This is a genomic window from Streptomyces sp. NPDC053493 (genome assembly GCF_044544825.1).
Taxonomy (GTDB): Bacteria; Actinomycetota; Actinomycetes; order Streptomycetales; family Streptomycetaceae; genus Streptomyces.
This window is the reverse complement of the sequence record NZ_JBITXS010000006.1, coordinates 361540-384370: the sequence shown is the minus strand read 5'-3', so window position 1 is coordinate 384370 and position 22831 is coordinate 361540. Positions and strand designations below refer to the sequence as shown.

Here is a 22831-nt window from a genome sequence, read left to right as displayed (position 1 = left end):
CGGGAAGGCCGCGGGCCCCCGGGAAGGGTTTTCCCGGGGGCCCGCGGCACCGGCGCGGAGGCCGGTCAGGTGCCGGTCACGTGCCGGTGGGTCCCGGCCGGACGCGGCGCCGTGCCGGAGGTCAGCTCCAGCTGGCGTGCAGCGGCTTGCCCTCCGCGTAACCCGCGGCGGACTGGATGCCGACGACGGCCTTCTCCTCGAACTCGGCGAGCGAGCCGGCACCGGCGTAGGTGCAGGAGGAGCGGACACCGGCGATGATCGAGTCGATCAGGTCCTCGACGCCCGGACGCTGCGGGTCGAGGAACATGCGCGAGGTGGAGATGCCCTCCTCGAACAGGGCCTTGCGGGCGCGGTCGTAGGCGGACTCGTCGGAGGTCCGGTTCCGGACGGCGCGGGCCGAGGCCATGCCGAAGGACTCCTTGTACGCGCGGCCCTTGGCGTCGTGCTGGAGGTCGCCCGGGGACTCGTAGGTGCCGGCGAACCAGGAGCCGATCATGACGTTGGACGCGCCGGCGGCGAGCGCCATGGCGACGTCGCGCGGGTGACGGACGCCGCCGTCGGCCCACACGTGCTTGCCGTACTTCTTCGCCTCGGCGGCGCACTCCAGGACGGCCGAGAACTGCGGGCGGCCGACACCGGTCATCATGCGGGTGGTGCACATGGCGCCGGGGCCCACACCGACCTTGATGATGTCCGCGCCGGCGTCGATGAGGTCCTTGACGCCCTCGGCGGCGACGATGTTGCCGGCCACGATCGGGACCTGCGGGTCGAGCGCCCGGACGGTCCGGATGGCGGAGATCATCGACTCCTGGTGGCCGTGCGCGGTGTCGATGACGAGCGTGTCCACGCCCGCGTCGAGGAGCTGCTTGGCCTTGCCCGCCACGTCGCCGTTGATGCCGACGGCGGCGGCGATGCGCAGGCCGCCCTTGGCGTCGACGGCCGGGGTGTAGAGGGTCGCGCGGAGGGCGCCCTTGCGGGTGAGGATGCCGACGAGCTTGCCGTCGGCGTCGACGGCCGGGGCGTAGCGCCGGTTGGCGCCGTCGAGGATGTTGAAGGCCTCGCGGGGCTCGATGTCGGCGTCGAGCAGCAGCAGGTCCTTGGACATGACCTCGGACAGCTGGGTGAAGCGGTCCACGCCGGACAGGTCGGCGTCGGTGACGACACCGACCGGGCGGCGGTTCTCGTCGACGACGACACCGGCGTCGTGCGCGCGCTTGGGCAGCAGCGAGAGCGCGTCGGCGACGGTCTGGTGCGGCTCCAGGACGATCGGGGTGTCGAGGACGTGGTGGCGGGACTTGACCCAGCCGATGACGTCGGTGACGACCTCGATCGGGATGTCCTGCGGGATGACGACCATGCCGCCGCGGCGGGCGACGGTCTCGGCCATGCGGCGGCCGGCGATGGCGGTCATGTTGGCCACGACCAGCGGGATGGTCGTGCCGGTTCCGTCCGGCGAGGAGAGGTCCACGCCCTGGCGGGAACCGACGGCCGAGCGGCTCGGCACCATGAACACATCGTCGTACGTGAGGTCGTACGGCGGCTTGACGTCATTGAGGAAACGCACGTGCTGACATCCCAGTCGTTCGGATCGGCCCCTAGGCATTTCAGCCAGGGGAAAAAGCACGTAGTTCATTGTCCCACGGCGGGGCCGTGGGGCGGTGCGGGCGGATCGTCCGAGCCTTGCGGGTGGGCACTTGTCCGATCCTCCGAACCGGCGATCTCGCCGCCGAGCGAGAGGAGGACCGTGAGGCCCGCGGAACTGGCCCGGGCCGCCGCCGAGAACACCTCCTGGGCGGTGGACCAGCCGTCCGGGTCGGCCTCGGCATAAGCCTGCCAGTGCGTCACCACGATCGCCATGGGTTCGCGCATGTCGGCGAGACAGTCGGCGAGGGCGTCCCAGTTGCGGCCGAACCAGACCGGCAGCGGGAGCGCGCGGACGCAGCGGTTGATGAAGGCGGCCTTGTCGGTGACCCCGTGCAGGTCGAGGACGTGGGCGTCATCGAGTCTCATCCGCGACCACCTCCCGGAAGCTCTGGTAGTGGTCGTCCGTGTAGTACGTCTCCCCGCGCTGCCCGGTGACGATGCGCCGCGCGCCGCGGTCGTGCTCGCCGGGCGTGCGCACGGTGTACTCGTGGTAGTAGCCGCGGCGGTGCGGGGGCAGGACGCGCTCGAAGTTGGCGAACACCGACCCGTCCTTGGCGTACGGGAAGGGGCCGCCCCGCTCGATGAGGGCGAGGGTGCGCCGCGCCTCGGGCGGCAGGTCGGCCTCGCGGACGGTGGGCAGGCCGGAGGTCGCCGTGGCGGTGCGCGAGGGCGCGGCGGTGCCGGTACGGGTGGCGGCCGGCGCACCGGTCGTGGGGGCCGTGCCCGTGGCCGCACCGGTCGTGGTGGCCGTGCTCGTGGCGGCACCGGTCGTCGGGTCCGTACCGCCGCCGGAGCAGCCGGTCAGGAGCAGCGAGAGTCCGGCGAGGAGGGCGAGCCCGAGCCGGGCGCATCGCTGGATCATGCCCCGATGCTGCCATCGGCCGCCCGGGCGCGCGGGGCGAGCGCGCCCGGGCGGCGGAGGTTCAGTTGCCGTCCGGGTCCGCGCGGTCGAGGGCCGGGCGCGGGCCGGGGCTGAACTCGGTGAGCAGGTAGTCGGCCGCCGACCGGTCGGTCACCAGGCTGGTGACCAGGCCCGAGCGGAGCACCGCTCCGATGGCCGCCGCCTTGCGCTGGCCGCCGGCGATGGCGACGACCTCGGGGATCCGGCGCAGCCGGTCCGCCTCGACCGTGATGCACCGCTCGCCGAGGTCGCGGCCGACCCGGCGGCCCTCCGCGTCGAAGAGGTGCGCGGACATCTCGGCGGCGACGCCGAGCGAGGCGTAGTGGGCGCGCTCCTCGTCGGAGAGCATGTCGTGGACGGTCGAGATGCCCGGCTCCCAGGAGCCGATGGAGACGCAGGCGACCGTGACCTTGTCGAAGTACTCGAAGGCGCGGGCGATGCCGGTCTGGCTGCGCAGCGCGGCCGCGGTGGCCGGGTCGGGCAGCAGCATGGGCGCGTAGATGGGGTGGGCCTCGCCGCCGGAGACCTGGGCGGCGCGCCGGACCGCCTCGACCGAGCCGCGCTCGGCCGTGCCGGCGTCGTACACGCCGGTGAGCTGGACGACGGTGCAGGGCGGCAGCCGGTCGAGGGCGGCGGCCATGTGGATGGTGGAGCGGCCCCAGGCCAGGCCCAGGACGTCTCCCTCGGTGACCAGCTCGCCGAGCAGGTCGGCCGCGACCTCGCCGAGGTTCTCCGGGTCGGGCGACTCGTCGTCGCCCTCCGCCGGGGACTCGACGACGACGGCGTGGCGCAGGCCGTAGCGGGCGCGGAGCGCGTCGGAGCGCTCGGCGTCCAGCTCGGCCGGTACGCGGATCTCGATGCGCACGAGGTCGCGCTCCAGGGCGGTCTCCAGGACCCGGGCCACCTTGAAGCGGCTCACGCCGAACTCCTCGGCGATCTGGATCTTGGACTTGCCCTCGAGGTAGAAGCGGCGGGCCATGGCCGCCGCCTGCACGAGCTCCGCGGGTCCCATCCGCAGGGCTGACCGTCCCGCCGACATACCCGCCACCACGATCTCCTCACTGCTGTTCACGTACCGCTGCTCACGTGCCGTGGATCGGTTGCTGCTGTTCACACTCTGGACTCACCGTTCATCCTGTCAGATCCGGTGGGTCCTGTTCGGTTCTGTCGGCGGCCCGACGGACCGCGTTCACGTGCCGGAGGCCCGCCGGAGGCTCAGTGGCCACACGCCCACGCCGCCGAGGCGGTCGCGGCCTCGGCGCTGGCCCGCAGCGAGCGGACGGCGGCGGCGGGGTCGGCGGCTCCGTAGACGGCGGAACCGGCCACGAAGACGTCGGCGCCGGCCTCGGCGCACCGCTCGATGGTGGACTCGGCGACACCGCCGTCGACCTGGAGCCACAGCTCCAGACCGTGCTTGGAGATCAGCTCACGGGTGCGGCGGATCTTGGGCAGCATGATGTCGAGGAAGGCCTGACCGCCGAAGCCCGGCTCGACGGTCATGATCAGGAGCATGTCGAGCTCCGGCAGCAGGTCCTCGTAGGGCTCGATGGGCGTGGCCGGCTTGAGCGCCATGGACGCCCGGGCTCCCTTGGCGCGGATCTCCCGCGCGAGGCGCACCGGCGCGGCGGCGGCCTCCACGTGGAAGGTGACGGAGCCGGCGCCGGCCTCCACGTACTGCGGGGCCCAGCGGTCCGGGTCCTCGATCATCAGGTGGCAGTCGAGCGGCGTGTCCGTGGCCCGGCTGAGCGACTCGACCACCGGCACGCCCAGCGTCAGGTTGGGCACGAAGTGGTTGTCCATCACGTCGACGTGCAGCGAGTCGGCCCCGTCGACCGCCCTCGCCTCATCGGCGAGCCGGGCGAAGTCCGCGGACAGGATGCTGGGATTGATCTGCGCCATGTGCCAAGCCTGCCATGTTCTTGAGGACTTCTTTGCCGCGAAGCGGTGAGTGGTCGATCCGGGGCCGGACGTACTGGTACAGACCAGTAGAAACCGTCAGGCGGTCCGGCGGATCAGCGCCAGATACATCGCGTCCGTACCGTGCAGATGCGGCCACAGCTGGACGTCGGGACCGTCGCCGAGGTCCGGCACGCCGGGCAGCAGCGGGCGGGCGTCGATCAGCTCGGCGCCGCCGGTCTTCTTCACAACGTCGTCGACGACCACCCGGGTCTCGGCCAGGTGCGGGGAGCAGGTCGCGTAGCCGACGACACCGCCGACGCGCACGGCCCGCAGTGCCTCGGTGAGCAGCCCGCGCTGGAGCGGCGCGAAGCCGTCCAGGTCGGAGGGCCGGCGGCGCCAGCGGGCCTCGGGGCGCCGGCGCAGGGCGCCGAGTCCGGAGCAGGGCACGTCCATCAGGACGCGGTCGAAGGAGCCCTCGCGCCACGGCGGGCGGGTGCCGTCGGCGGCGATGACCTGGTACGGGCCGGGGTTGCCGGCCAGGGCGCGCTCGACCAGGCGGGCGCGGTGCGGCTGCTTCTCGGAGGCGAGCAGGGCGGCGCCGCGGCCGGCCGCGAGGGCGCCGAGCAGGGCCGCCTTGCCGCCGGGGCCGGCGCAGCCGTCGAGCCAGCGGGTGTCGGGACCGTCGAGCGGCGCGTTGGCGAGGGCGATCGCGACGAGCTGGCTGCCCTCGTCCTGGACGCCGGCCCGGCCCTCCCGCACGGCCTCGATGGCGCCCGGCTCGCCGCCCTCGGCGAGCCGGCGGGCGTAGGGCGACCAGCGGCCGGGCTCGGTCTCGGCGGCCGCGGCCAGCTCCTCGGTGGTGGCCCGGCCGGGCCGGGCGACGAGGGTGACCTCCGGCCGCTCGTTGTCCGCCGCGAGGAGCGACTCGATGCCGGCCCGGCCGCCGCCGAGCGCGTCCCAGAGCGCGGAGACGACCCAGCGCGGGTGGGAGTGGACGACGGCGAGGTGGTCCTCGGCGTCGTCCTCGTAGGGCGGGGCGACCCGCTCCACCCAGGTGTCGAAGTCGTCCTGGGCGATCTTGCGCAGGACGGCGTTGACGAACTTGGCCCGCCCGTCCCCGAGCACCACGCGGGCCAGTTCGACGGTGGCGGACACGGCGGCGTGGCTCGGGATCCGGGTGCCGAGCAGCTGGTGCGCGCCGAGCGCCAGCACGTCGAGCACCGGCGGGTCGACCTCGCGCAGCGGCCGGTCGACGCAGGCGGAGATGATCGCGTCGTACGTGCCCTGGCGGCGCAGCGTGCCGTACACGAGCTCGGTGGCGAGCGCGGCGTCGCGCCCGTCGAAGCCCTCGTTCTTCTCGCGCGCCTTCTTCAGCAGCGGCGGCAGCACGAGGTTCGCGTACGCGTCCCGCTCGTCCACCGCCCGCAGCGCCTCGAACGCGAGGATCCGCACCGGGTCCTTCTTGGGCCGCCGGTAGGGCTTGGGGGACTTGGGCGCACGACCACGTGCCTGCTCGCTCAAAGGTGCTCCGCGTGACGAAATGAACCGGTGAAGGGGCCGGGCGACTTGGGCGCCGGCCCCTCTCAGCCTACGTCCGCCGGGCTGTGCCGGGAAAAAGCACCCTTCGGTCGGGGCACGACCTGGGCCGGGTCCGGCACGACCCGACCCGGTCCGGACCGGACTTACGCCCCGAGGCGCTCGCCCGGCGCGATGCGGACGCCGCGCGCCCAGTCCGCGGCCTTCATCGGCTTCTTGCCCTGGGGCTGGACCCACAGCAGTTCGACGGCGTGCGAGCCGGTGCCGGCGTACACGTTGTTCTTGCCGACGGCGAGCTCGCCCGGGGCCAGTCCGGCCAGGTCGGCGCGGTCCGGGAGGAGGGCGATCTGGATCAGCTTCAGGCGCTCGCCGCGGAAGACCGTCCAGGCGCCGGGCGCCGGCGTGCAGCCGCGGACGACGCGGTCGACGCGCAGCGCCGGGGCGGCGAAGTCGACGCGGGCGTCCTCGACCTGGATCTTGGGCGCCAGCGTGACGCCGTCGGACGGCTGCGGCACGGCCTTGAGGCTGCCGTCCTCGATGCCGTCCATGGTCGCGGCGAGCAGGCCCGCACCCGCGAAGGCGAGCCGGGTCAGCAGGTCACCGCTGGTGTCGGTGGGGCGGACGTCCTCGGTGACGACGCCGTACACCGGGCCGGAGTCGAGCCCCTCCTCGATCTGGAAGGTCGACGCTCCGGTCACCTGGTCGCCGGCCATCAGCGCGTGCTGCACGGGCGCCGCGCCGCGCCAGGCGGGCAGCAGCGAGAAGTGCAGGTTGACCCAGCCGTGGGCCGGGATGTCGAGGGCGACGCGCGGCAGCAGCGCGCCGTAGGCGACGACCGGGCAGCAGTCGGGCGCGATCTCCCGCAGCCGGGCGAGGAAGGCCTCGTCGCGCGGCCGCTGCGGCTTGAGCACCTCGATGCCGGCCTCCTCCGCGCGCTCGGCGACGGGGCTCGCGACGAGCCGGCGCCCGCGCCCCGCGGGAGCGTCGGGCCGGGTGACGACGGCGGCCACCTCGTGCCGCCCGGAGGCGAGCAGGGCGTCCAGGGCGGGTACGGCGACCTCGGGGGTGCCTGCGAAGACGAGCTTCACGCGGGAAAACCTCGCATCTCGGGGCGGTGGCGGGCAGCGCACCAGTCTACGGCGGTGATCCGCAGGGGGCGTACGGAAGGACGAGCGCCCCGCGCATATGCGTATACGCCCCCGCAGCGTGACCCGAGGCCCGGTGGCGCGTTGGTCAAGAGAGATTGACCGAATCGGGTCGCCCTCCCCCAGCGACCCGCCCCTTTCACGCCGGTTCGAGAGGCTTATCCATGGCCGACCACGCAACCCACGACGCCCAGGCCCGGGCGAGTCTGCACCTGCTGGTGCGGGACATCGAGCGGGTCCGGCGGCAGGTGGACGCACTGCGCACGCTGACGGCCCAGCTGGGCAATGTCTACCGCCCTCGCCGCTCCGCCCCTTCGACGGGCTTCGTCGTCTACGGACGCGCCCCCGCCCCGACCGTCCGGCTCGCCCAGGAGCTGCGGGACAGTGTCGAGACCCTGGTGACGGCGGCGGTCGACTTCGACCGCTCCCTCGGCTTCTCGTGGGACGCGGTGGGCTCCGCGCTCGGAGTCACCAAGCAGGCGGTCCACCGCCGTTACGGTTCCCGCCGCGCCCCGCAGCCGGGTGTCGCCGCCCTGGAGCAGGAACGCCCGACCGAGACGGCCGGCACGCGCACGATCCCGGTGGTCCCGCCGGCCCGCAGCATGCCGCCGCAGCCGACCTCGGGCAGCCAGACGCTGCGCGAGGAGTCCCGCCCGCCGGCCTTCCCGGCCCCGCGCAACGGCTGACGCGGCCGCCGGTGCCGCCCGGGCACCGGCCGCCTCGCCCGCAGGACCAGGCCGCCCGCCCGTGCCCCCCACACGAGCGGGCGGTCTTTCGTGTGCGGTGCCGTCAGCCGATGTCGGGCGGGTCGACACGGACGCGTACGGGCTCGCCGCCGCCGCGGGCCAGGCGGGCGGCCTGTGCCTGCTTCAGGGCGGCGGCCAGGGCGGCGCCGCTGCCCGGCGGCACGCGGATCAGGGCGCGGTCCCACTGCTCGCCGGGCGGGGTGTCGCCGGGGCGGCGCGGGCCGCCGGGGCGGGTGACGGGGAGCGCGACGGGTCCGAGGACCTCGGCGTCGGGCGGGAGTCCGGCGGCGTCGAGGAAGGCCGCGAGGGCCTCCGGCGGGCCCGCCACCGAGGCCATCCGGGAGACCGGCGGGAAGCCCAGTTCCGCCCGCTCGGCGAGCTCGCGCTGGGCGTGACCGACCGGGTCCCAGCGGACCAGGGCCTGGACGGGCCGCAGCGTCGGCTCGGCGACGACCACCACGGTGCCGCCGTCGCCCTGCCCGCGCACCAGCGAGGCCGCGTCGATCCAGCGGCGCAGCGCCTCCTCGCCGGCCCGCAGGTCGGGCCGCCCGAGCATGGCCCAGCCGTCGAGGAGCAGCGCGGCCGCGTAGCCGCCGTCGGCGACGGGTTCGGCGCCCGGTGTGGAGACGACGAGCGCGGGACGGCCCGGCACCTGGTCGAGGACGTGGTCGCGTCCGGAGGTGCGTACGGGCACGGCGGGAAAGGCCCGGCCGAGCTCCTCTGCGGTGCGCCGCGCGCCCACGATCTGGGCGCGCAGCCGGGTCGACCCGCAGGCCACGCAGTGCCAGTCGGCGGCGGCGCGCCCGCACCAGCCGCAGTGCAGCTCCTGCTGCTCGGGCGCCTCCAGGGGCCCGGAGCAGTGCCGGCAGCGTGCGGGCGTGCGGCAGCGCTCACAGGCCAGCCGGGGCACGTAGCCCCGGCGCGGGACCTGGACGAGCACGGGGCCGGTCTTGAGGCCCTCGCGCACCACCTGCCAGGCGAGGGTGGGCAGCCGGGCGGCGCGGGCGGCCTCGTCGCGGGCGAGGTCCGTGTCGCCGACGGTCCGCACCAGCGGCGCGGCGGTCCGCACCTGGTCGCGCCCGGCGACGAGCGGCCCGGCCCAGCCGGACTCGACGAGCTGGGCGGCCTCGACGGTGCAGCTGGTGGAGCCGAGCAGGAAGGCGCAGCGGTCGTGCGCGGCGCGCAGCAGCAGGACGTCGCGGGCGTGCGGCTGCGGCGCGTGCGGTTCGCTGTGGCTGCCGTCGCCGTCGTCCCAGATGACGGCGAGCCCGAGGTCCCGCACGGGGGCGAACATCGCGGCGCGGGTGCCGACGACGGCGCGTACGGCTCCGCGGCGGACGGCGAGCCACTGCGCGTACCGCTTCTCGGGGCCCGCCTCGGCGGTCAGCACCGCGTGCCGTCCCGCGCCGAGCAGCGTGGTCAGGGCGGCGTCCACGCGGCCGGCGGCCCGGCCGTCGGGGACGACGACGAGCGCGCCGCGCCCGGAGGCCAGCGTGGCGGCGACGGCCCGGGCGATCTCCTCGGCCCAGTACGGCCCCGGCAGCGCGTTCCACACGGCCCTGGGCGCTCCGCCGCGCGCCAGTGACTCCAGGAACGCGGGCCCGCGTTCGTACCGCGTCCAGCTGCCCGCCTCGGGCGCGGCGGGCGGCGGCAGCGGGGCCGGCGAGGGCTTGCGCTCGGCGGACGCGTTGCGGGGCGGGACGGCGAGCTGGAGGACGTCGGCGAGGCTGCCGGCGTAGCGGTCGGCGACGGCGCGGGCGAGGCCGAGGAGTTCGGGTCCGAGGACCGGCTCGGGCGAGACGACGTCGGCGAGCGCGGCCAGCGGTCCGGAGTAGTCCGACTCGGCGCGCCGCTCCACGAGGAACCCGTCGATGAGCCGGCCGCCCTCGCGCCGCCCGCCGCGCACCTGGTGGGCGCCGGCCCCGAACCGGACCCGTACCCGCACGCCGGGCCGGGCGTCGGCGTCGAGCTCCTCGGGCACGGCGTAGTCGAAGAACTGGTCGAGGTGCAGCACGCCCTTGTTGACCACGACCCGCGCCACCGGCAGCTCCTTGGCCAGCGCGGCGCCCCGCCACGTGCGCGGCTTGGCGCGCGGCACCTTGGCCTTGCGCACGGTCTCCCGGAGGAGCGCGAGCTGCTCGGGCTCGTCCGGCGCCCCGTGCCCCCCGGCCTTCTCGTTCTCGCTGCTCACAGCCCCATACCTACCAGACGCCGCCGACAGTCCCACGGACACGGCGAAGGCCCGGTCCTCCGAGGAGGGCCGGGCCTTCGTGGTGCCGGTGCGGTGGATGGCCCGCGGTTTAGAGGCCCGCGGCCTTCTTCAGCGCGTCCACACGGTCCGTGCGCTCCCAGGTGAAGTCCGGCAGCTCGCGGCCGAAGTGGCCGTAGGCGGCGGTCTGGGAGTAGATCGGGCGGAGCAGGTCGAGGTCGCGGATGATCGCGGCCGGGCGGAGGTCGAAGACCTCGGCGATGGCGTGCTCGATCTTCTCGGTCTCGACGGCGTTGGTGCCGAAGGTCTCGACGAAGAGGCCGACGGGCTCGGCCTTGCCGATCGCGTACGCGACCTGGACCTCGCAGCGCGAGGCGAGGCCGGCGGCGACGACGTTCTTGGCGACCCAGCGCATGGCGTAGGCGGCCGAGCGGTCGACCTTCGACGGGTCCTTGCCGGAGAAGGCGCCGCCACCGTGGCGGGCCATGCCGCCGTAGGTGTCGATGATGATCTTGCGGCCGGTCAGGCCGGCGTCGCCCATCGGGCCGCCGATCTCGAAGCGGCCGGTCGGGTTGACCAGCAGGCGGTAGCCGTCGGTGTCGAGCTTGATGCCGTCCTCGACGAGCTGCTTCAGAACGTGCTCGACGACGAACTCGCGGATGTCGGGCGCGAGCAGCGACTCGAGGTCGATGTCGGAGGCGTGCTGCGAGGAGACCACGACCGTGTCGAGGCGGACGGCCTTGTCGCCGTCGTACTCGATGGTGACCTGGGTCTTGCCGTCGGGGCGCAGGTACGGGATGGTCCCGTTCTTGCGGACCTCGGTGAGGCGGCGGGAGAGCCGGTGCGCCAGGTGGATCGGCAGCGGCATCAGCTCGGGCGTCTCGTCCGACGCGTAGCCGAACATCAGGCCCTGGTCGCCGGCGCCCTGCTTGTCGAGCTCGTCCTCGTCGCCCTCGACGCGCTTCTCGTAGGCGGTGTCGACGCCCTGCGCGATGTCCGGGGACTGCGACCCGATGGAGACCGAGACGCCGCAGGAGGCGCCGTCGAAGCCCTTCTTCGAGGAGTCGTACCCGATCTCGAGGATCTTGTTGCGGACGAGGGTCGGGATGTCCGCCCACGCCTTGGTGGTGACCTCGCCGGCGACGTGCACCAGGCCGGTGGTGATCAGCGTCTCGACGGCCACGCGGGAGGTGGGGTCCTCCTTGAGGAGGGCGTCGAGGATGGTGTCGCTGATCTGGTCAGCGATCTTGTCGGGGTGACCCTCGGTCACGGACTCCGAGGTGAACAGACGACGGGACACAACGCTCCCTGAGGTTGCAGCGGCTGCTGGCTAGTCGATTGCGGACCGGCAGGGGCTGCGCCCCACGACGTTCCGAGGACAGTCTATCGGTCACGATCGGGCATCTGGCCAGGTCTTCCACCGGAGGATTGCGTGATCTGCGCGCCAATCGCTCCGGCAGGCTGGATTTATGTCCGGTTTTGTGGATTTTCTCTGGGCCGTGCGGGCGATATCCGGCCGTCCCGCTCCGTTGGCGCGGAATTCACTCGCCGTGGCGCGTCCGTCACGCGGAGCGGGCGCGCAGCCGCGGCAGCACCAGGTCCCAGACCGTCTCGGCGAGGGCTTCCTTCGGCCCGTACGGGACGGGTGTCTCGGCGCCGTCGGCGGCGAGGACCACGGCCTCGTTCTCCTCCGAGCCGAAGGTCTTGCGCTCGCCGACCTCGTTGACGACGAGGAGGTCGCAGCCCTTGCGGCGGAGCTTGGCGCGGCCGTTGGCGAGCACGTCGTCGGTCTCGGCGGCGAAGCCGACGACGACCTGGCCGGGCAGGGCGCGGTCGGCGGAGATCTCCGCGAGGACGTCGGGATTGCGGACCAGCTCGATGGTGGGCGCGCCGCCGTCGTCGGTCTTCTTGATCTTGCCGGTGGCGTAGGCGGCCGGGCGGAAGTCGGCGACGGCCGCGGCCATCACCACCGCGTCGGCGTCGGCGGCGGCCTTGAGGACGGCCTCGCGCAGCTGGACGGCGGTGCCGACGCGGACGACGTCGACGCCGGCCGGGTCGGGCAGGCCGGTGTTGGCCTCGATCAGGGTGACCCGGGCGCCGCGGGCCGCGGCGGCCCTGGCGAGGGCGTAGCCCTGCTTGCCGGAGGAGCGGTTGCCGAGGTAGCGGACCGGGTCGAGGGGCTCGCGGGTGCCGCCGGCGCTGACCACGACATGACGTCCGGCCAGGTCGGCCACGGCGACGCCGCGGGCGAGGATCCTGCGGCAGACCTCGAAGATCTCGCCCGGGTCGGGCAGCCGGCCCTTGCCGGTGTCCACGCCGGTCAGACGGCCGACGGCGGGCTCGACGACCACGGCGCCGCGGCGGCGCAGGGTGGCCACGTTCTCCTGGGTGGCCGGGTGCTCCCACATCTCGGTGTGCATGGCCGGGGCGAAGACGACCGGGCAGCGGGCGGTGAGCAGGGTGTTGGTGAGCAGGTCGTCGGCGAGGCCGTGGGCGGCCTTGGCGAGCATGTCGGCGGTGGCGGGCGCGACGACGACGAGGTCGGCGGCCTGGCCGATGCGGACGTGCGGGACCTCGTGGACGCTGTCCCACACCTCGGTGGAGACCGGGTTGCCGGAGAGCGCGGACCAGGTGGCGGCACCGACGAAGTGCAGGGCGGAGTCGGTCGGCACGACCCGTACGTCGTGGCCCGACTCGGTCAGCCGGCGCAGCAGCTCGCACGCCTTGTACGCGGCGATGCCGCCGCTCACGCCCAGGACGACCTTCGGCTTGGCCACTGTCACTGCTCCCCTGACGGCTCTGATGCGTACGACTCCATGAGACACCACGGGCCCGGCGGATGTTCCGCCGGGCCCGTGGTCAGGATTTCCGCGTGCTTACTGCGCCGGGCCCTCGATGGCCTCGGAGGTCAGCAGGCCCGCGTTGATCTCGCGCAGGGCGATCGAGAGCGGCTTCTCGTGGACGTGGGTGTCCACGAGCGGACCGACGTACTCGAGCAGACCCTCACCGAGCTGCGAGTAGTACGCGTTGATCTGGCGCGCACGCTTGGCCGCGTAGATCACGAGGCTGTACTTGGAGTCCGTCGCCTCGAGCAGCTCGTCGATCGGCGGGTTGATGATGCCCTCGGGCGCGGTGATGGAAGAGGACACGCTCTACCTTCCGAAGATGGAAAAAAGATCAGACAACGTGCATCAACGTTAGCAGCTCGCGCGCGACGTCCTCGACGGAGGTGTTGACGAGCGTGGTGTCGAACTCCGACTCGGCGGCCAGTTCGACCTTCGCGGCGTCCAGCCGGCGCTCGATGACCTCCGGCGACTCGGTGCCGCGGCCGGTGAGCCGGCGGACCAGCTCCTCCCAGCTCGGCGGGGCCAGGAAGACCAGCTGGGCCTCGCCCATGGACTCCTTGACCTGGCGCGCTCCCTGGAGGTCGATCTCCAGGAGCACGGGCTCCCCGGCGTCCAGGCGGTCGAGGACCGCGCGGCGCGGGGTGCCGTAGCGGTTGCCCGCGAACTCGGCCCACTCGAGCAGCTCGCCGTTGGCGACCAGCTTGTCGAACTCGTCGTCCGTGACGAAGAAGTACTGGACGCCGTGCTGCTCGCCCGGACGCGGCTTTCGTGTCGTGGCCGACACCGAGAGCCAGACCTCGGGGTGGACCTTGCGCATATGAGCGACGACCGTGCTCTTGCCCACCCCTGAGGGGCCGGAGAGCACGGTCAGTCGCGGACGTACCTCTGCTGCCATGCAGCGATTATTCCAGCTTTACCGGTGTGCCCGGGACGCGAGTCCCGAGCCGGGACGCCCTCAGGCGCCGGCGCCGCCGAACTCGCGCTCCAGGGAGGCGATCTGGTTGGAGCCGAGGCCACGGACCCGGCGGCTCTCGGAGATTCCCAGTCGCTCCATGATCTGCTTGGCGCGGACCTTGCCCACGCCCGGCAGGGACTCGAGCAGGGCGGAGACCTTCATCTTGCCGATGACGTCGTTCTCCTGGCCCTGCTTGATGACCTCGTGGAGGGAGGCGCCGGAGTGCTTGAGTCGATTCTTGACCTCGGCCCGCTCCCGGCGAGCCGCGGCGGCCTTTTCGAGCGCGGCTGCGCGCTGTTCAGGGGTAAGGGGCGGAAGAGCCACGCCTACGTCACCTCGGATGTCGAACTGTCGGATACGGACCGGTGGGAAAGCCGGGCACCCCGCGCGGGGCGCCCCACACCAGTGGAGCAACGACCGACGTGGAGTACGCCGAACGCCGACTCTGTCCCGGAGACTAGCGGCCAAGGCCGCCGGAGTCAGCGAGAACAGACGAAAAGTCCTGGTCAGCATCGACCGACCAGGACATTTCCGACATAACGACGCTGTTTTGGGTCAACTTTTGTCAAGGAGTGAGACGGCGAGGACACGCCGCCCCACCTGCGGATTGGCCGGAACCCGCCGAAAACGGCCCGCGAGGTGCCTCAGGCGCCGACGGCCTGCCTGATCTCGTTCGCGTAACGTTCCGCCGCCGACCGCAGCGCGGCGGCGTCCGGGCCCTCCTTGAGGACCCCGCGGCTGACGTTCGGGACGACGTTGCGCACCGCCGCGCCGAAGACCACGGGCAGGTCGGCGGGCGTCGCGCCCTGCGCGCCGATGCCCGGTGCGAGCAGCGGCCCGTTGATGTCGAGGTCGAAGGCGGACAGATCGCCGAGCGTGGCGCCGACGACCGCGCCGAAGGAGCCCATCGGGCTCTCGCCCGCGTTCTCCTCCGCCAGCCGCGCCAGCATGGTCGCGCCGACGGTCCGCCCGTCCTCGCGCACGGCCCGCTGCACCTCGGCGCCCTCCGGGTTGGACGTCAGCGCCAGCACGAACAGCCCGGCACCGGACTCGCGGGCCAGGTCCACGGCCGGCTTCAGCGAGCCGTAGCCGAGGTACGGCGAGACGGTGAGCGCGTCGGAGAACAGCGGGGAGTCCTTGCGCAGGAAGGCCTCCGCGTAGGCCGCCATGGTCGAGCCGATGTCGCCGCGCTTGGCGTCCATCACCACCAGAGCGCCCGCCGCGCGCAGGTCGGCGGTGGCGCGCTCCAGGACCGCGACGCCGCGCGAGCCGAAGCGCTCGAAGAAGGCGGCCTGCGGCTTGAAGACGGCGACGGTCCCGGCGAGCGCCTCGACGACCGTGTACGTGAAGCGCTCCAGGCCGGCGATGTCGTCGGCGAGGCCCCAGGAGTCCAGCAGGGCGGCGTGCGGGTCGATGCCGACGCACAGCGGGCCGCGCTCGTCCATGGCGGCGCGCAGGCGGGTGCCGAAGGAGGTCATGCGGTGGCCTTTCGGGAGTCGGTTCGGTGGTCGGCGCCGACGGCCTCGGCGAGGGTGGCGTACGGGGAGGCGGCGAGGCGCGCGGCGAGGCCCTTGTGGATCGCGCGGGCGTAGAACGGCCCCTCGTAGATGAAGGCGCTGTAGCCCTGGATCAGGGTGGCGCCGGCGAGGATGCGCTGCCAGGCGTCCTCGGCGTTCTCGATGCCGCCGACGCCCACGAGGACCATGCGGTCGCCCACGCGCGCGTAGAGGCGGCGCAGGACCTCCAGGGAGCGCTGCTTGACGGGCGCGCCGGACAGGCCGCCGGTCTCCTTCACCAGGGCCGGGTCCGACGTCAGACCGAGGCCCTCGCGGGCGATGGTGGTGTTGGTGGCGATGATGCCGTCCAGGCCGAGCTCCAGGGCCAGGTCGGCGACGGCGTCCACGTCCTCGTCGGCGAGGTCGGGAGCGATCTTCACCAGGAGCGGGACGCGGCGGTCCGGGACGGAGCGGTCGGCGGCCTCGCGCACGGCCGTCAGGAGCGGGCGCAGCGACTCGGTGGCCTGGAGGTTGCGCAGGCCGGGCGTGTTCGGCGAGGAGACGTTGACGACGAGGTAGTCGGCGTGCCGGGCGAGCCGCTCGGTGGACTTCACGTAGTCGGCGGCGGCCTCGGACTCGGGCACGACCTTGGTCTTGCCGATGTTGACGCCGACGACGGTACGGAAGACCTCACGGCGGGCGGCGAGGCGGGCGGCGACGGCGGCGGAGCCCTCGTTGTTGAAGCCCATCCGGTTGATCAGGGCGCGGTCCGGCACCAGCCGGAAGAGCCGCTTCTTGGGGTTGCCGGGCTGGGCCTCGCCGGTGACCGTGCCGATCTCGACGTGGTCGAAGCCGAGCATCGACATGCCGTCGACGGCGACGGCGTTCTTGTCGAAGCCGGCGGCCAGGCCGAAGGGGCCGTGCATGCGCAGGCCGAGGGCCTCGGTGCGCAGCTCCTTGTGGCGGGGCGCGAGGACGGCGGCGACGAAGGTGCGCAGCACGGGGACGCGGGCGGTGAGCCGGATCCAGCGGAAGGCCGTGTAGTGGGCCCGCTCGGGGTCCATCCGCTTGAAGACGAGGTCGAAGAAGAACTTGTACATGAAGGTGTCCTCACCAAGAGGGGGACACCGTTTCCGGTGTCCCCCTTGTGGGCTGCTAGTCGCGGGCCGCGGTCAGATGCGCCGCGTGTTCCTGGAGCGATCGGACGCCCACGTCGCCGCGGTTGAGCGCGTCGATGCCCTGGACGGCGGCGGCGAGCGCCTGGACCGTGGTGAGGCACGGAACGCCGCGCGAGACGGCCGCCGTACGGATCTCGTAGCCGTCGAGGCGGCCACCGGTGCCGTAGGGCGTGTTGACGATGAGGTCGACCTGGCCGTCGTGGATCAGCTGGACGATGGTCTTCTCGCCGTCGGCGCCCTCGCCCTCGCTGAGCTTGCGCACGACGGTGGCGTTGATGCCGTTGCGCTTGAGGACCTCCGCCGTGCCCGAGGTGGCGAGCAGCTCGAAGCCGTGGGCGACCAGCTCGCGCGCCGGGAAGATCATCGAGCGCTTGTCGCGGTTGGCGACCGAGATGAACGCGCGGCCCTTGGTGGGCAGCGGGCCGTAGGCGCCGGCCTGCGACTTGGCGTAGGCCGTGCCGAAGACCGAGTCGATGCCCATGACCTCGCCGGTGGAGCGCATCTCCGGGCCGAGGACGGTGTCCACACCGCGGCCGTGGATGTCGCGGAAGCGGCTCCACGGCATCACGGCCTCCTTGACGGAGATCGGCGCGTCCAGCGGCAGGGTGCCGCCGTCGCCGGTCTTCGGCAGCAGGCCCTCGGCGCGCAGCTCGGCGACGGTGGCGCCCAGCGAGATGCGGGCGGCGGCCTTCGCGAGCGGCACCGCGGTCGCCTTCGAGGTGAAGGGGACGGTGCGGGAGGCGCGCGGGTTGGCCTCCAGGACGTAGAGGATGTCGCCGGCCATCGCGAACTGGATGTTGATCAGGCCGCGCACGCCGACGCCCTTGGCGATGGCCTCGGTGGAGGCGCGCAGGCGCTTGATGTCGAAGCCGCCCAGGGTGATCGGCGGCAGGGCGCAGGCCGAGTCGCCGGAGTGGATGCCGGCCTCCTCGATGTGCTCCATGACGCCGCCGAGGTAGAGCTCCTCGCCGTCGTAGAGCGCGTCGACGTCGATCTCGATGGCGTCGTCGAGGAAGCGGTCGACGAGGACCGGGCGGGTCGGGGAGATCTCGGTGGACTCGGCGATGTACGCCTCCAGGCGCGCCTCGTCGTAGACGATCTCCATGCCGCGGCCGCCGAGCACGTACGACGGGCGGACGAGGACCGGGTAGCCGATCTCGTCGGCGATGGCCTTGGCGCCGGCGAAGGTGGTGGCGGTGCCGTGCTTGGGCGCGGGCAGGCCGGCCTCGGCGAGCACCTGGCCGAAGGCGCCGCGGTCCTCGGCGGCGTGGATGGCCTCCGGGGAGGTGCCGACGACCGGCACGCCGTTGTCCTTGAGCGCCTGGGCGAGGCCGAGCGGCGTCTGGCCGCCGAGCTGGACGACGACACCGGCGATCGGGCCGGCGAGCGTCTCGGCGTGGACGATCTCCAGCACGTCCTCGAGCGTCAGCGGCTCGAAGTACAGGCGGTCGGAGGTGTCGTAGTCCGTCGAGACGGTCTCGGGGTTGCAGTTGACCATCACGGTCTCGTAGCCCGCCTCGCTGAGCGCGAAGGAGGCGTGGACGCAGGAGTAGTCGAACTCGATGCCCTGGCCGATGCGGTTCGGGCCGGAGCCCAGGATGATCACGGCGGGCTTCTCGCGCGGCGCGACCTCGGTCTCCTCGTCGTAGGAGGAGTAGAAGTACGGCGTCTTGGCGGCGAACTCGGCGGCGCAGGTGTCGACCGTCTTGTAGACCGGGCGGACGCCGAGGGCGTGGCGGACCTCGCGGACGACGTCCTCGCGCAGGCCGCGGATGCCCGCGATCTGGGCGTCGGAGAAGCCGTGGCGCTTGGCCTCGGCGAGCAGCTCGGGGTCGAGCTTCTCGGCGGCGGCCAGGTCGTCGGCGATCTCCTTGATCAGGAAGAGCTGGTCGACGAACCACGGGTCGATCTTGGTGGCCTCGAAGACCTCCTCGGGCGTGGCGCCGGCCCGGATCGCCTGCATGACCGTGTTGATCCGGCCGTCGGTCGGACGGACCGCCTCGCGCAGCAGCTCGGCCTTGTCACCGGTCTCGCCGGTGAAGTCGAACTGGCTGCCCTTCTTCTCCAGGGACCGCAGGGCCTTCTGGAGGGCCTCGGTGAAGTTGCGGCCAATCGCCATCGCCTCGCCGACCGACTTCATGGTCGTGGTCAGCGTGGAGTCGGCGGACGGGAACTTCTCGAAGGCGAAGCGCGGGGCCTTGACGACGACGTAGTCGAGGGTCGGCTCGAAGGAGGCCGGCGTCTTCTCGGTGATGTCGTTCGGGATCTCGTCCAGCGTGTAGCCGACGGCGAGCCGGGCGGCGATCTTGGCGATCGGGAAGCCGGTGGCCTTGGAGGCGAGCGCGGAGGAGCGGGAGACGCGCGGGTTCATCTCGATGACGATGATCCGGCCGTCGTCCGGGTTGACGGCGAACTGGATGTTGCAGCCGCCGGTGTCGACGCCGACCTCGCGGATGATCGCGATGCCGATGTCGCGCAGGACCTGGTACTCGCGGTCGGTCAGCGTCATCGCCGGGGCGACGGTGATCGAGTCGCCGGTGTGCACGCCCATCGGGTCGAAGTTCTCGATGGAGCAGACGACCACGACGTTGTCGTTCTTGTCGCGCATCAGCTCCAGCTCGTACTCCTTCCAGCCGAGGATGGACTCCTCCAGGAGCACCTCGGTGGTCGGGGAGAGCGTGAGGCCCTGGCCGGCGATGCGGCGCAGCTCCTCCTCGTCGTGGGCGAAGCCGGAGCCGGCGCCGCCCATGGTGAAGGAGGGACGGACGACGACCGGGTAGCCGCCGAGGGTCTCGACGCCCTTGAGGACGTCGTCCATCGAGTGGCAGATGACCGAGCGGGCGGACTCGCCGTGGCCGATCTTGGCGCGGACGGCCTCGACGACGCCCTTGAAGAGGTCGCGGTCCTCGCCCTTGTGGATGGCCTCGACGTTGGCGCCGATGAGCTCGACGCCGTACTTCTCGAGCACGCCCTGCTCGTGCATGGAGATCGCGGTGTTGAGCGCGGTCTGGCCGCCGAGGGTGGGCAGGAGGGCGTCGGGGCGCTCCTTGGCGATGATCTTCTCGACGAACTCGGGCGTGATCGGCTCGACGTAGGTGGCGTCGGCGATCTCCGGGTCGGTCATGATCGTGGCCGGGTTGGAGTTGACCAGGATGACGCGCAGGCCCTCGGACTTGAGGACCCGGCAGGCCTGGGTGCCGGAGTAGTCGAACTCGGCGGCCTGGCCGATGACGATCGGGCCGGAGCCGATGACCAGGACGGACTGGATATCGGTGCGCTTAGGCACGCTCGGCCTCCATGAGGGTCACGAAGCGGTCGAAGAGGTACGCGGCGTCGTGCGGGCCCGCGGCCGCCTCGGGGTGGTACTGGACGGAGAAGGCCGGCTGGTCGAGCAGCTGCAGGCCCTCCACGACGTTGTCGTTCAGGCACACGTGGGAGACCTCGGCGCGCCCGTAGGGAGTGTCGGAGACCTTGTCGAGGGGCGCGTCGACGGCGAAGCCGTGGTTGTGCGCGGTGACCTCGACCTTGCCGGTGGTGCGGTCCTGGACGGGCTGGTTGATGCCCCGGTGGCCGTACTTCAGCTTGTAGGTGCCGAAGCCGAGCGCGCGGCCGAGGATCTGGTTGCCGAAGCAGATGCCGAAGAGCGGCGTCCTGCGCTCCAGGACGGCCCGCATGACGGAGACGGGGCCGTCGGCGGTGGCCGGGTCGCCCGGTCCGTTGGAGAAGAACACGCCGTCGGGGTTGACGGCGTAGACGTCCTCGGCGGTGGCGGTGGCGGGCAGCACGTGCACCTCGATGCCGCGCTCGGCCATCCGCTGCGGGGTCATGCCCTTGATGCCGAGGTCGACGGCGGCGACGGTGAACTTCTTCTCGCCGATCGCCGGGACGACGTAGGCCTCCTTGGTGGCGACCTCGGCGGAGAGGTCCGCGCCCTTCATCTCGGGCTGCTGGCGGACCTCGGCGAGCATGGTGCCCTCGTCGGGCAGCGCGCTGCCGGAGAAGATGCCGACGCGCATGGCGCCGCTCTCGCGCAGGTGGCGGGTGAGGGCGCGGGTGTCGACGCCCTGGATGCCGACGACGCCCTGGTGGCGCAGCTCCTCGTCGAGGGAGCGCCGGGCGCGCCAGTTGGAGGAGACGCGGGCGGGGTCGCGGACGACGTAGCCGGCCACCCAGATGCGGGCGGACTCGGGGTCCTCGTCGTTGACGCCGGTGTTGCCGACGTGCGGGGCGGTCATCACGACGACCTGCCGGTGGTACGACGGGTCGGTGAGGGTCTCCTGGTAGCCGGTCATGCCGGTGGAGAAGACGGCCTCGCCGAAGGTCTCCCCCACGGCCCCGTAGGCGCGGCCGCGGAAGATGCGGCCGTCCTCCAGGACGAGTACGGCGGGAACCTTGGCAGCTCCCCTGGTGGAGGTCGTCATCGTGCGATGCCTTCCGTCGTGGTTGCGTTGCTGAGGGTGTTGATGGCCTCGACCCAGGCGGCGTGCTCGGCCGCCCGGTCGGAGCGGAAGCCGGAGTCGAGCAGCTTGTCGCCGTGCTCCCAGGTGACGACCAGCAGGCCGCCTTCGGTGAGGACCTTGCCGGCGATGCCCTTGTCGAGGCGGGCCTCGCGCAGGGCCGCGGCCGGGATGTGGAAGTCGTTCGCCCCGGGGCGCAGGACGGTGATCCCGGCGTCGGTGAGGGTGAGCTCGGCGCGGCTGCGCAGTCCGAGTCCGTGGGCGACGATCCGGTCGAGCCACTGTCCGGCGGTGGTGGAGCCGTGGTAGCGGCCCCGGAGCGTCAGCCTGGCCTCGCCGGGCGCCTCGGGCACCTCGGGCAGGGCGGGGAGGTCGGACTGGAGGCTGCCGCGCCACTTCCATCCCTGGCGCATCAGCCAGTAGACGAAGACGACGAAGAGCAGCAGTCCGGCGACCCAGCCGAGCCGGCCGGCCCAGTCGGTCACCTCGGCCGACTTCTGTTCGGCCGCCTCGGCCAGGTGGATGAGTGGAGTCACGCCAGCTTCCCGTCGACGAGCGTTGCCCGGCCCCGCAGGAACGTGTGGGTGACGCGCCCCGGCAGCTCACGGCCCTCGTAGGGGGTGTTGCGGCTGCGGGAGGCGAAGTCGGCGGGGTCCACGACACCACGGTATGCCGGATCGACCAGCGTCAGGTTGGCGGGCTCACCCACCGAGACGGGTCGGCCGTGGCCCCGGGCCTGTCCGATCCGGGCGGGCGTGACGGACATCCGGTCGGCGACGCCGGCCCAGTCGAGCAGCCCGGTCTCCACCATCGTCTGCTGGACGACGGACAGCGCGGTCTCCAGGCCGACCATGCCCATGGCGGCGGCGGCCCACTCGCAGTCCTTGTCCTCGTGGGGGTGCGGGGCGTGGTCGGTGGCCACGATGTCGATGGTGCCGTCGGCCAGGGCCTCGCGCAGCGCCATGACGTCACGCTCGGTGCGCAGCGGCGGGTTGACCTTGTAGACCGGGTTGTACGAGCGGACCAGCTCGTCCGTCAGGAGGAGGTGGTGCGGGGTGACCTCGGCGGTGACGTCGATGCCGCGGGACTTGGCCCAGCGGACGATCTCGACGGAGCCGGCGGTCGACAGGTGGCAGATGTGGACGCGGGAGCCGACGTGCTCGGCGAGCAGCACGTCGCGGGCGATGATCGACTCCTCGGCGACGGCCGGCCAGCCGCCGAGGCCGAGCTCGGCGGAGACGACGCCCTCGTTCATCTGGGCGCCCTCGGTGAGGCGGGGCTCCTGGGCGTGCTGGGCGACGACGCCGCCGAAGGCCTTCACGTACTCCAGGGCGCGGCGCATGATCACGGCGTCGTCGACGCACTTGCCGTCGTCGGAGAAGACGGTGACGCCGGCGGCGGAGTCGTGCATGGCGCCGAGCTCGGCGAGCTTCTTGCCCTCCAGGCCGACGGTGACGGCGCCGATGGGCTGCACGTCGCAGTAGCCGGCCTCCTTGCCGAGGCGGTAGACCTGCTCGACGACGCCGGCGGTGTCGGCGACGGGGTGGGTGTTGGCCATGGCGAAGACGGCGGTGTAGCCGCCGGAGGCGGCGGCGCGGGTGCCGGTGAGGACGGTCTCGGAGTCCTCGCGGCCGGGCTCGCGCAGATGGGTGTGCAGGTCGACCAGGCCGGGCAGCAGGATCTGGCCCTCGGCCTCGACCACCTGGGCGTCCTCGGCCGGCAGGTCCGTACCGATCTCGGCGATGACCTCGCCGTCGATGAGGACGTCCCGCGCCTCGCCGCCGAGCACCTTCGCACCACGGATCAGGATCTTGCTCAT

Annotated in this window: 20 protein-coding genes; 1 reads left to right on the top strand and 19 read right to left on the bottom strand. The window is 72.8% G+C overall.

Annotated elements, in window-relative coordinates; genetic code table 11:
- Positions 1–121: 121 nt before the first annotated feature.
- From ACIGO8_RS20355 to fmt, 7 genes are all read right to left on the bottom strand, one after another.
- On the bottom strand, positions 122–1564 hold the full coding sequence (locus ACIGO8_RS20355) for a GuaB1 family IMP dehydrogenase-related protein (RefSeq protein WP_399732207.1): 1443 nt from the start codon (positions 1562–1564) through the stop codon (positions 122–124).
- Between the two features lie 65 nt (positions 1565–1629).
- Positions 1630–2010, bottom strand: coding sequence for a barstar family protein (locus ACIGO8_RS20350; protein ID WP_399732204.1), 381 nt, complete (start codon positions 2008–2010; stop codon positions 1630–1632).
- A complete protein-coding gene (locus ACIGO8_RS20345) occupies positions 1997–2506 on the bottom strand; it encodes a ribonuclease domain-containing protein (RefSeq protein WP_399732202.1) in 510 nt (169 codons plus the stop codon). The genes ACIGO8_RS20350 and ACIGO8_RS20345 overlap by 14 nt, the downstream gene beginning before the upstream one ends.
- A 61-nt stretch (positions 2507–2567) precedes the next feature.
- On the bottom strand, positions 2568–3617 hold the full coding sequence (locus tag ACIGO8_RS20340) for a sugar-binding transcriptional regulator (protein ID WP_399732199.1): 1050 nt from the start codon (positions 3615–3617) through the stop codon (positions 2568–2570).
- A gap of 143 nt (positions 3618–3760) precedes the next feature.
- Complete coding sequence (gene rpe, locus ACIGO8_RS20335; RefSeq protein WP_399732196.1) at positions 3761–4444, bottom strand: ribulose-phosphate 3-epimerase; 684 nt, start codon at positions 4442–4444, stop codon at positions 3761–3763.
- Between the two features lie 96 nt (positions 4445–4540).
- Positions 4541–5965, bottom strand: coding sequence for an RsmB/NOP family class I SAM-dependent RNA methyltransferase (locus tag ACIGO8_RS20330; protein WP_399732193.1), 1425 nt, complete (start codon positions 5963–5965; stop codon positions 4541–4543).
- A 161-nt stretch (positions 5966–6126) separates the two neighbouring features.
- Positions 6127–7068, bottom strand: a complete 942-nt coding sequence (gene fmt / locus ACIGO8_RS20325) for a methionyl-tRNA formyltransferase (RefSeq protein WP_399732191.1) — start codon at positions 7066–7068, stop codon at positions 6127–6129.
- Between the two features lie 221 nt (positions 7069–7289).
- Between fmt and ACIGO8_RS20320 the strand changes: the two genes are divergently transcribed.
- Positions 7290–7811 (top strand): hypothetical protein, encoded by a 522-nt coding sequence (locus tag ACIGO8_RS20320; RefSeq protein ID WP_399732188.1) that lies wholly within the window; start codon positions 7290–7292, stop codon positions 7809–7811.
- 103 nt (positions 7812–7914) lie between these two features.
- Here ACIGO8_RS20320 and ACIGO8_RS20315 read toward each other — a convergent pair whose 3' ends face one another.
- The 12 genes from ACIGO8_RS20315 to ACIGO8_RS20260 form a co-directional block, all read right to left on the bottom strand.
- Positions 7915–10062, bottom strand: a complete 2148-nt coding sequence (locus ACIGO8_RS20315; protein WP_399732185.1) for a primosomal protein N' — start codon at positions 10060–10062, stop codon at positions 7915–7917.
- A gap of 109 nt (positions 10063–10171) precedes the next feature.
- Entirely contained in the window at positions 10172–11380 is a 1209-nt protein-coding gene (gene metK / locus ACIGO8_RS20310) for a methionine adenosyltransferase (protein ID WP_399732182.1), read from the bottom strand.
- 262 nt (positions 11381–11642) lie between these two features.
- Positions 11643–12857, bottom strand: a complete 1215-nt coding sequence (gene coaBC, locus ACIGO8_RS20305; RefSeq protein ID WP_399732180.1) for a bifunctional phosphopantothenoylcysteine decarboxylase/phosphopantothenate--cysteine ligase CoaBC — start codon at positions 12855–12857, stop codon at positions 11643–11645.
- Between the two features lie 99 nt (positions 12858–12956).
- Positions 12957–13229, bottom strand: a complete 273-nt coding sequence (gene rpoZ, locus ACIGO8_RS20300) for a DNA-directed RNA polymerase subunit omega (RefSeq protein ID WP_005319902.1) — start codon at positions 13227–13229, stop codon at positions 12957–12959.
- Positions 13230–13257: 28 nt separating this feature from the next.
- Entirely contained in the window at positions 13258–13821 is a 564-nt protein-coding gene (gene gmk, locus ACIGO8_RS20295) for a guanylate kinase (RefSeq protein WP_399732176.1), read from the bottom strand.
- A gap of 60 nt (positions 13822–13881) precedes the next feature.
- Positions 13882–14205: an integration host factor gene (locus ACIGO8_RS20290; RefSeq protein WP_030493613.1), complete on the bottom strand. Its 324-nt coding sequence runs from the start codon at positions 14203–14205 to the stop codon at positions 13882–13884.
- A gap of 320 nt (positions 14206–14525) precedes the next feature.
- Positions 14526–15359, bottom strand: coding sequence for an orotidine-5'-phosphate decarboxylase (gene pyrF / locus ACIGO8_RS20285; protein ID WP_399732174.1), 834 nt, complete (start codon positions 15357–15359; stop codon positions 14526–14528).
- Entirely contained in the window at positions 15356–16477 is a 1122-nt protein-coding gene (locus ACIGO8_RS20280; protein ID WP_399732172.1) for a quinone-dependent dihydroorotate dehydrogenase, read from the bottom strand. The genes pyrF and ACIGO8_RS20280 overlap by 4 nt, the downstream gene beginning before the upstream one ends.
- 55 nt (positions 16478–16532) lie before the next feature.
- Positions 16533–19841, bottom strand: coding sequence for a carbamoyl-phosphate synthase large subunit (gene carB / locus ACIGO8_RS20275; RefSeq protein WP_399732170.1), 3309 nt, complete (start codon positions 19839–19841; stop codon positions 16533–16535).
- Complete coding sequence (gene carA, locus ACIGO8_RS20270) at positions 19834–20976, bottom strand: glutamine-hydrolyzing carbamoyl-phosphate synthase small subunit (RefSeq protein ID WP_399732166.1); 1143 nt, start codon at positions 20974–20976, stop codon at positions 19834–19836. Before carA ends, carB begins: the two co-directional genes overlap by 8 nt.
- The gene (locus ACIGO8_RS20265; protein ID WP_399732164.1) at positions 20973–21548 is read right to left on the bottom strand and encodes a hypothetical protein; all 576 of its coding nucleotides are present in this window, start codon (positions 21546–21548) and stop codon (positions 20973–20975) included. The genes carA and ACIGO8_RS20265 overlap by 4 nt, the downstream gene beginning before the upstream one ends.
- Positions 21545–22831 carry a dihydroorotase gene (locus ACIGO8_RS20260; protein ID WP_399732162.1) on the bottom strand — a complete coding sequence of 429 codons (1287 nt, stop codon included), beginning with the start codon at positions 22829–22831 and terminating at the stop codon, positions 21545–21547. The genes ACIGO8_RS20265 and ACIGO8_RS20260 overlap by 4 nt, the downstream gene beginning before the upstream one ends.

Bases quoted from the DNA above. Each gene is read 5' to 3' on its own strand.
- ACIGO8_RS20350 (WP_399732204.1), bottom strand. From the start codon at position 2,010: ATGAGACTCGATGACGCCCACGTCCTCGACCTGCACGGGGTCACCGAC.
- ACIGO8_RS20345 (WP_399732202.1), bottom strand. From the start codon at position 2,506: ATGATCCAGCGATGCGCCCGGCTCGGGCTCGCCCTCCTCGCCGGACTC.
- rpe (WP_399732196.1), bottom strand. From the start codon at position 4,444: ATGGCGCAGATCAATCCCAGCATCCTGTCCGCGGACTTCGCCCGGCTC.
- ACIGO8_RS20320 (WP_399732188.1), top strand. From the start codon at position 7,290: ATGGCCGACCACGCAACCCACGACGCCCAGGCCCGGGCGAGTCTGCAC.
- gmk (WP_399732176.1), bottom strand. From the start codon at position 13,821: ATGGCAGCAGAGGTACGTCCGCGACTGACCGTGCTCTCCGGCCCCTCA.
- pyrF (WP_399732174.1), bottom strand. From the start codon at position 15,359: ATGACCTCCTTCGGCACCCGCCTGCGCGCCGCCATGGACGAGCGCGGC.
- ACIGO8_RS20280 (WP_399732172.1), bottom strand. From the start codon at position 16,477: ATGTACAAGTTCTTCTTCGACCTCGTCTTCAAGCGGATGGACCCCGAG.
- carA (WP_399732166.1), bottom strand. From the start codon at position 20,976: ATGACGACCTCCACCAGGGGAGCTGCCAAGGTTCCCGCCGTACTCGTC.
- ACIGO8_RS20260 (WP_399732162.1), bottom strand. From the start codon at position 22,831: ATGAGCAAGATCCTGATCCGTGGTGCGAAGGTGCTCGGCGGCGAGGCG.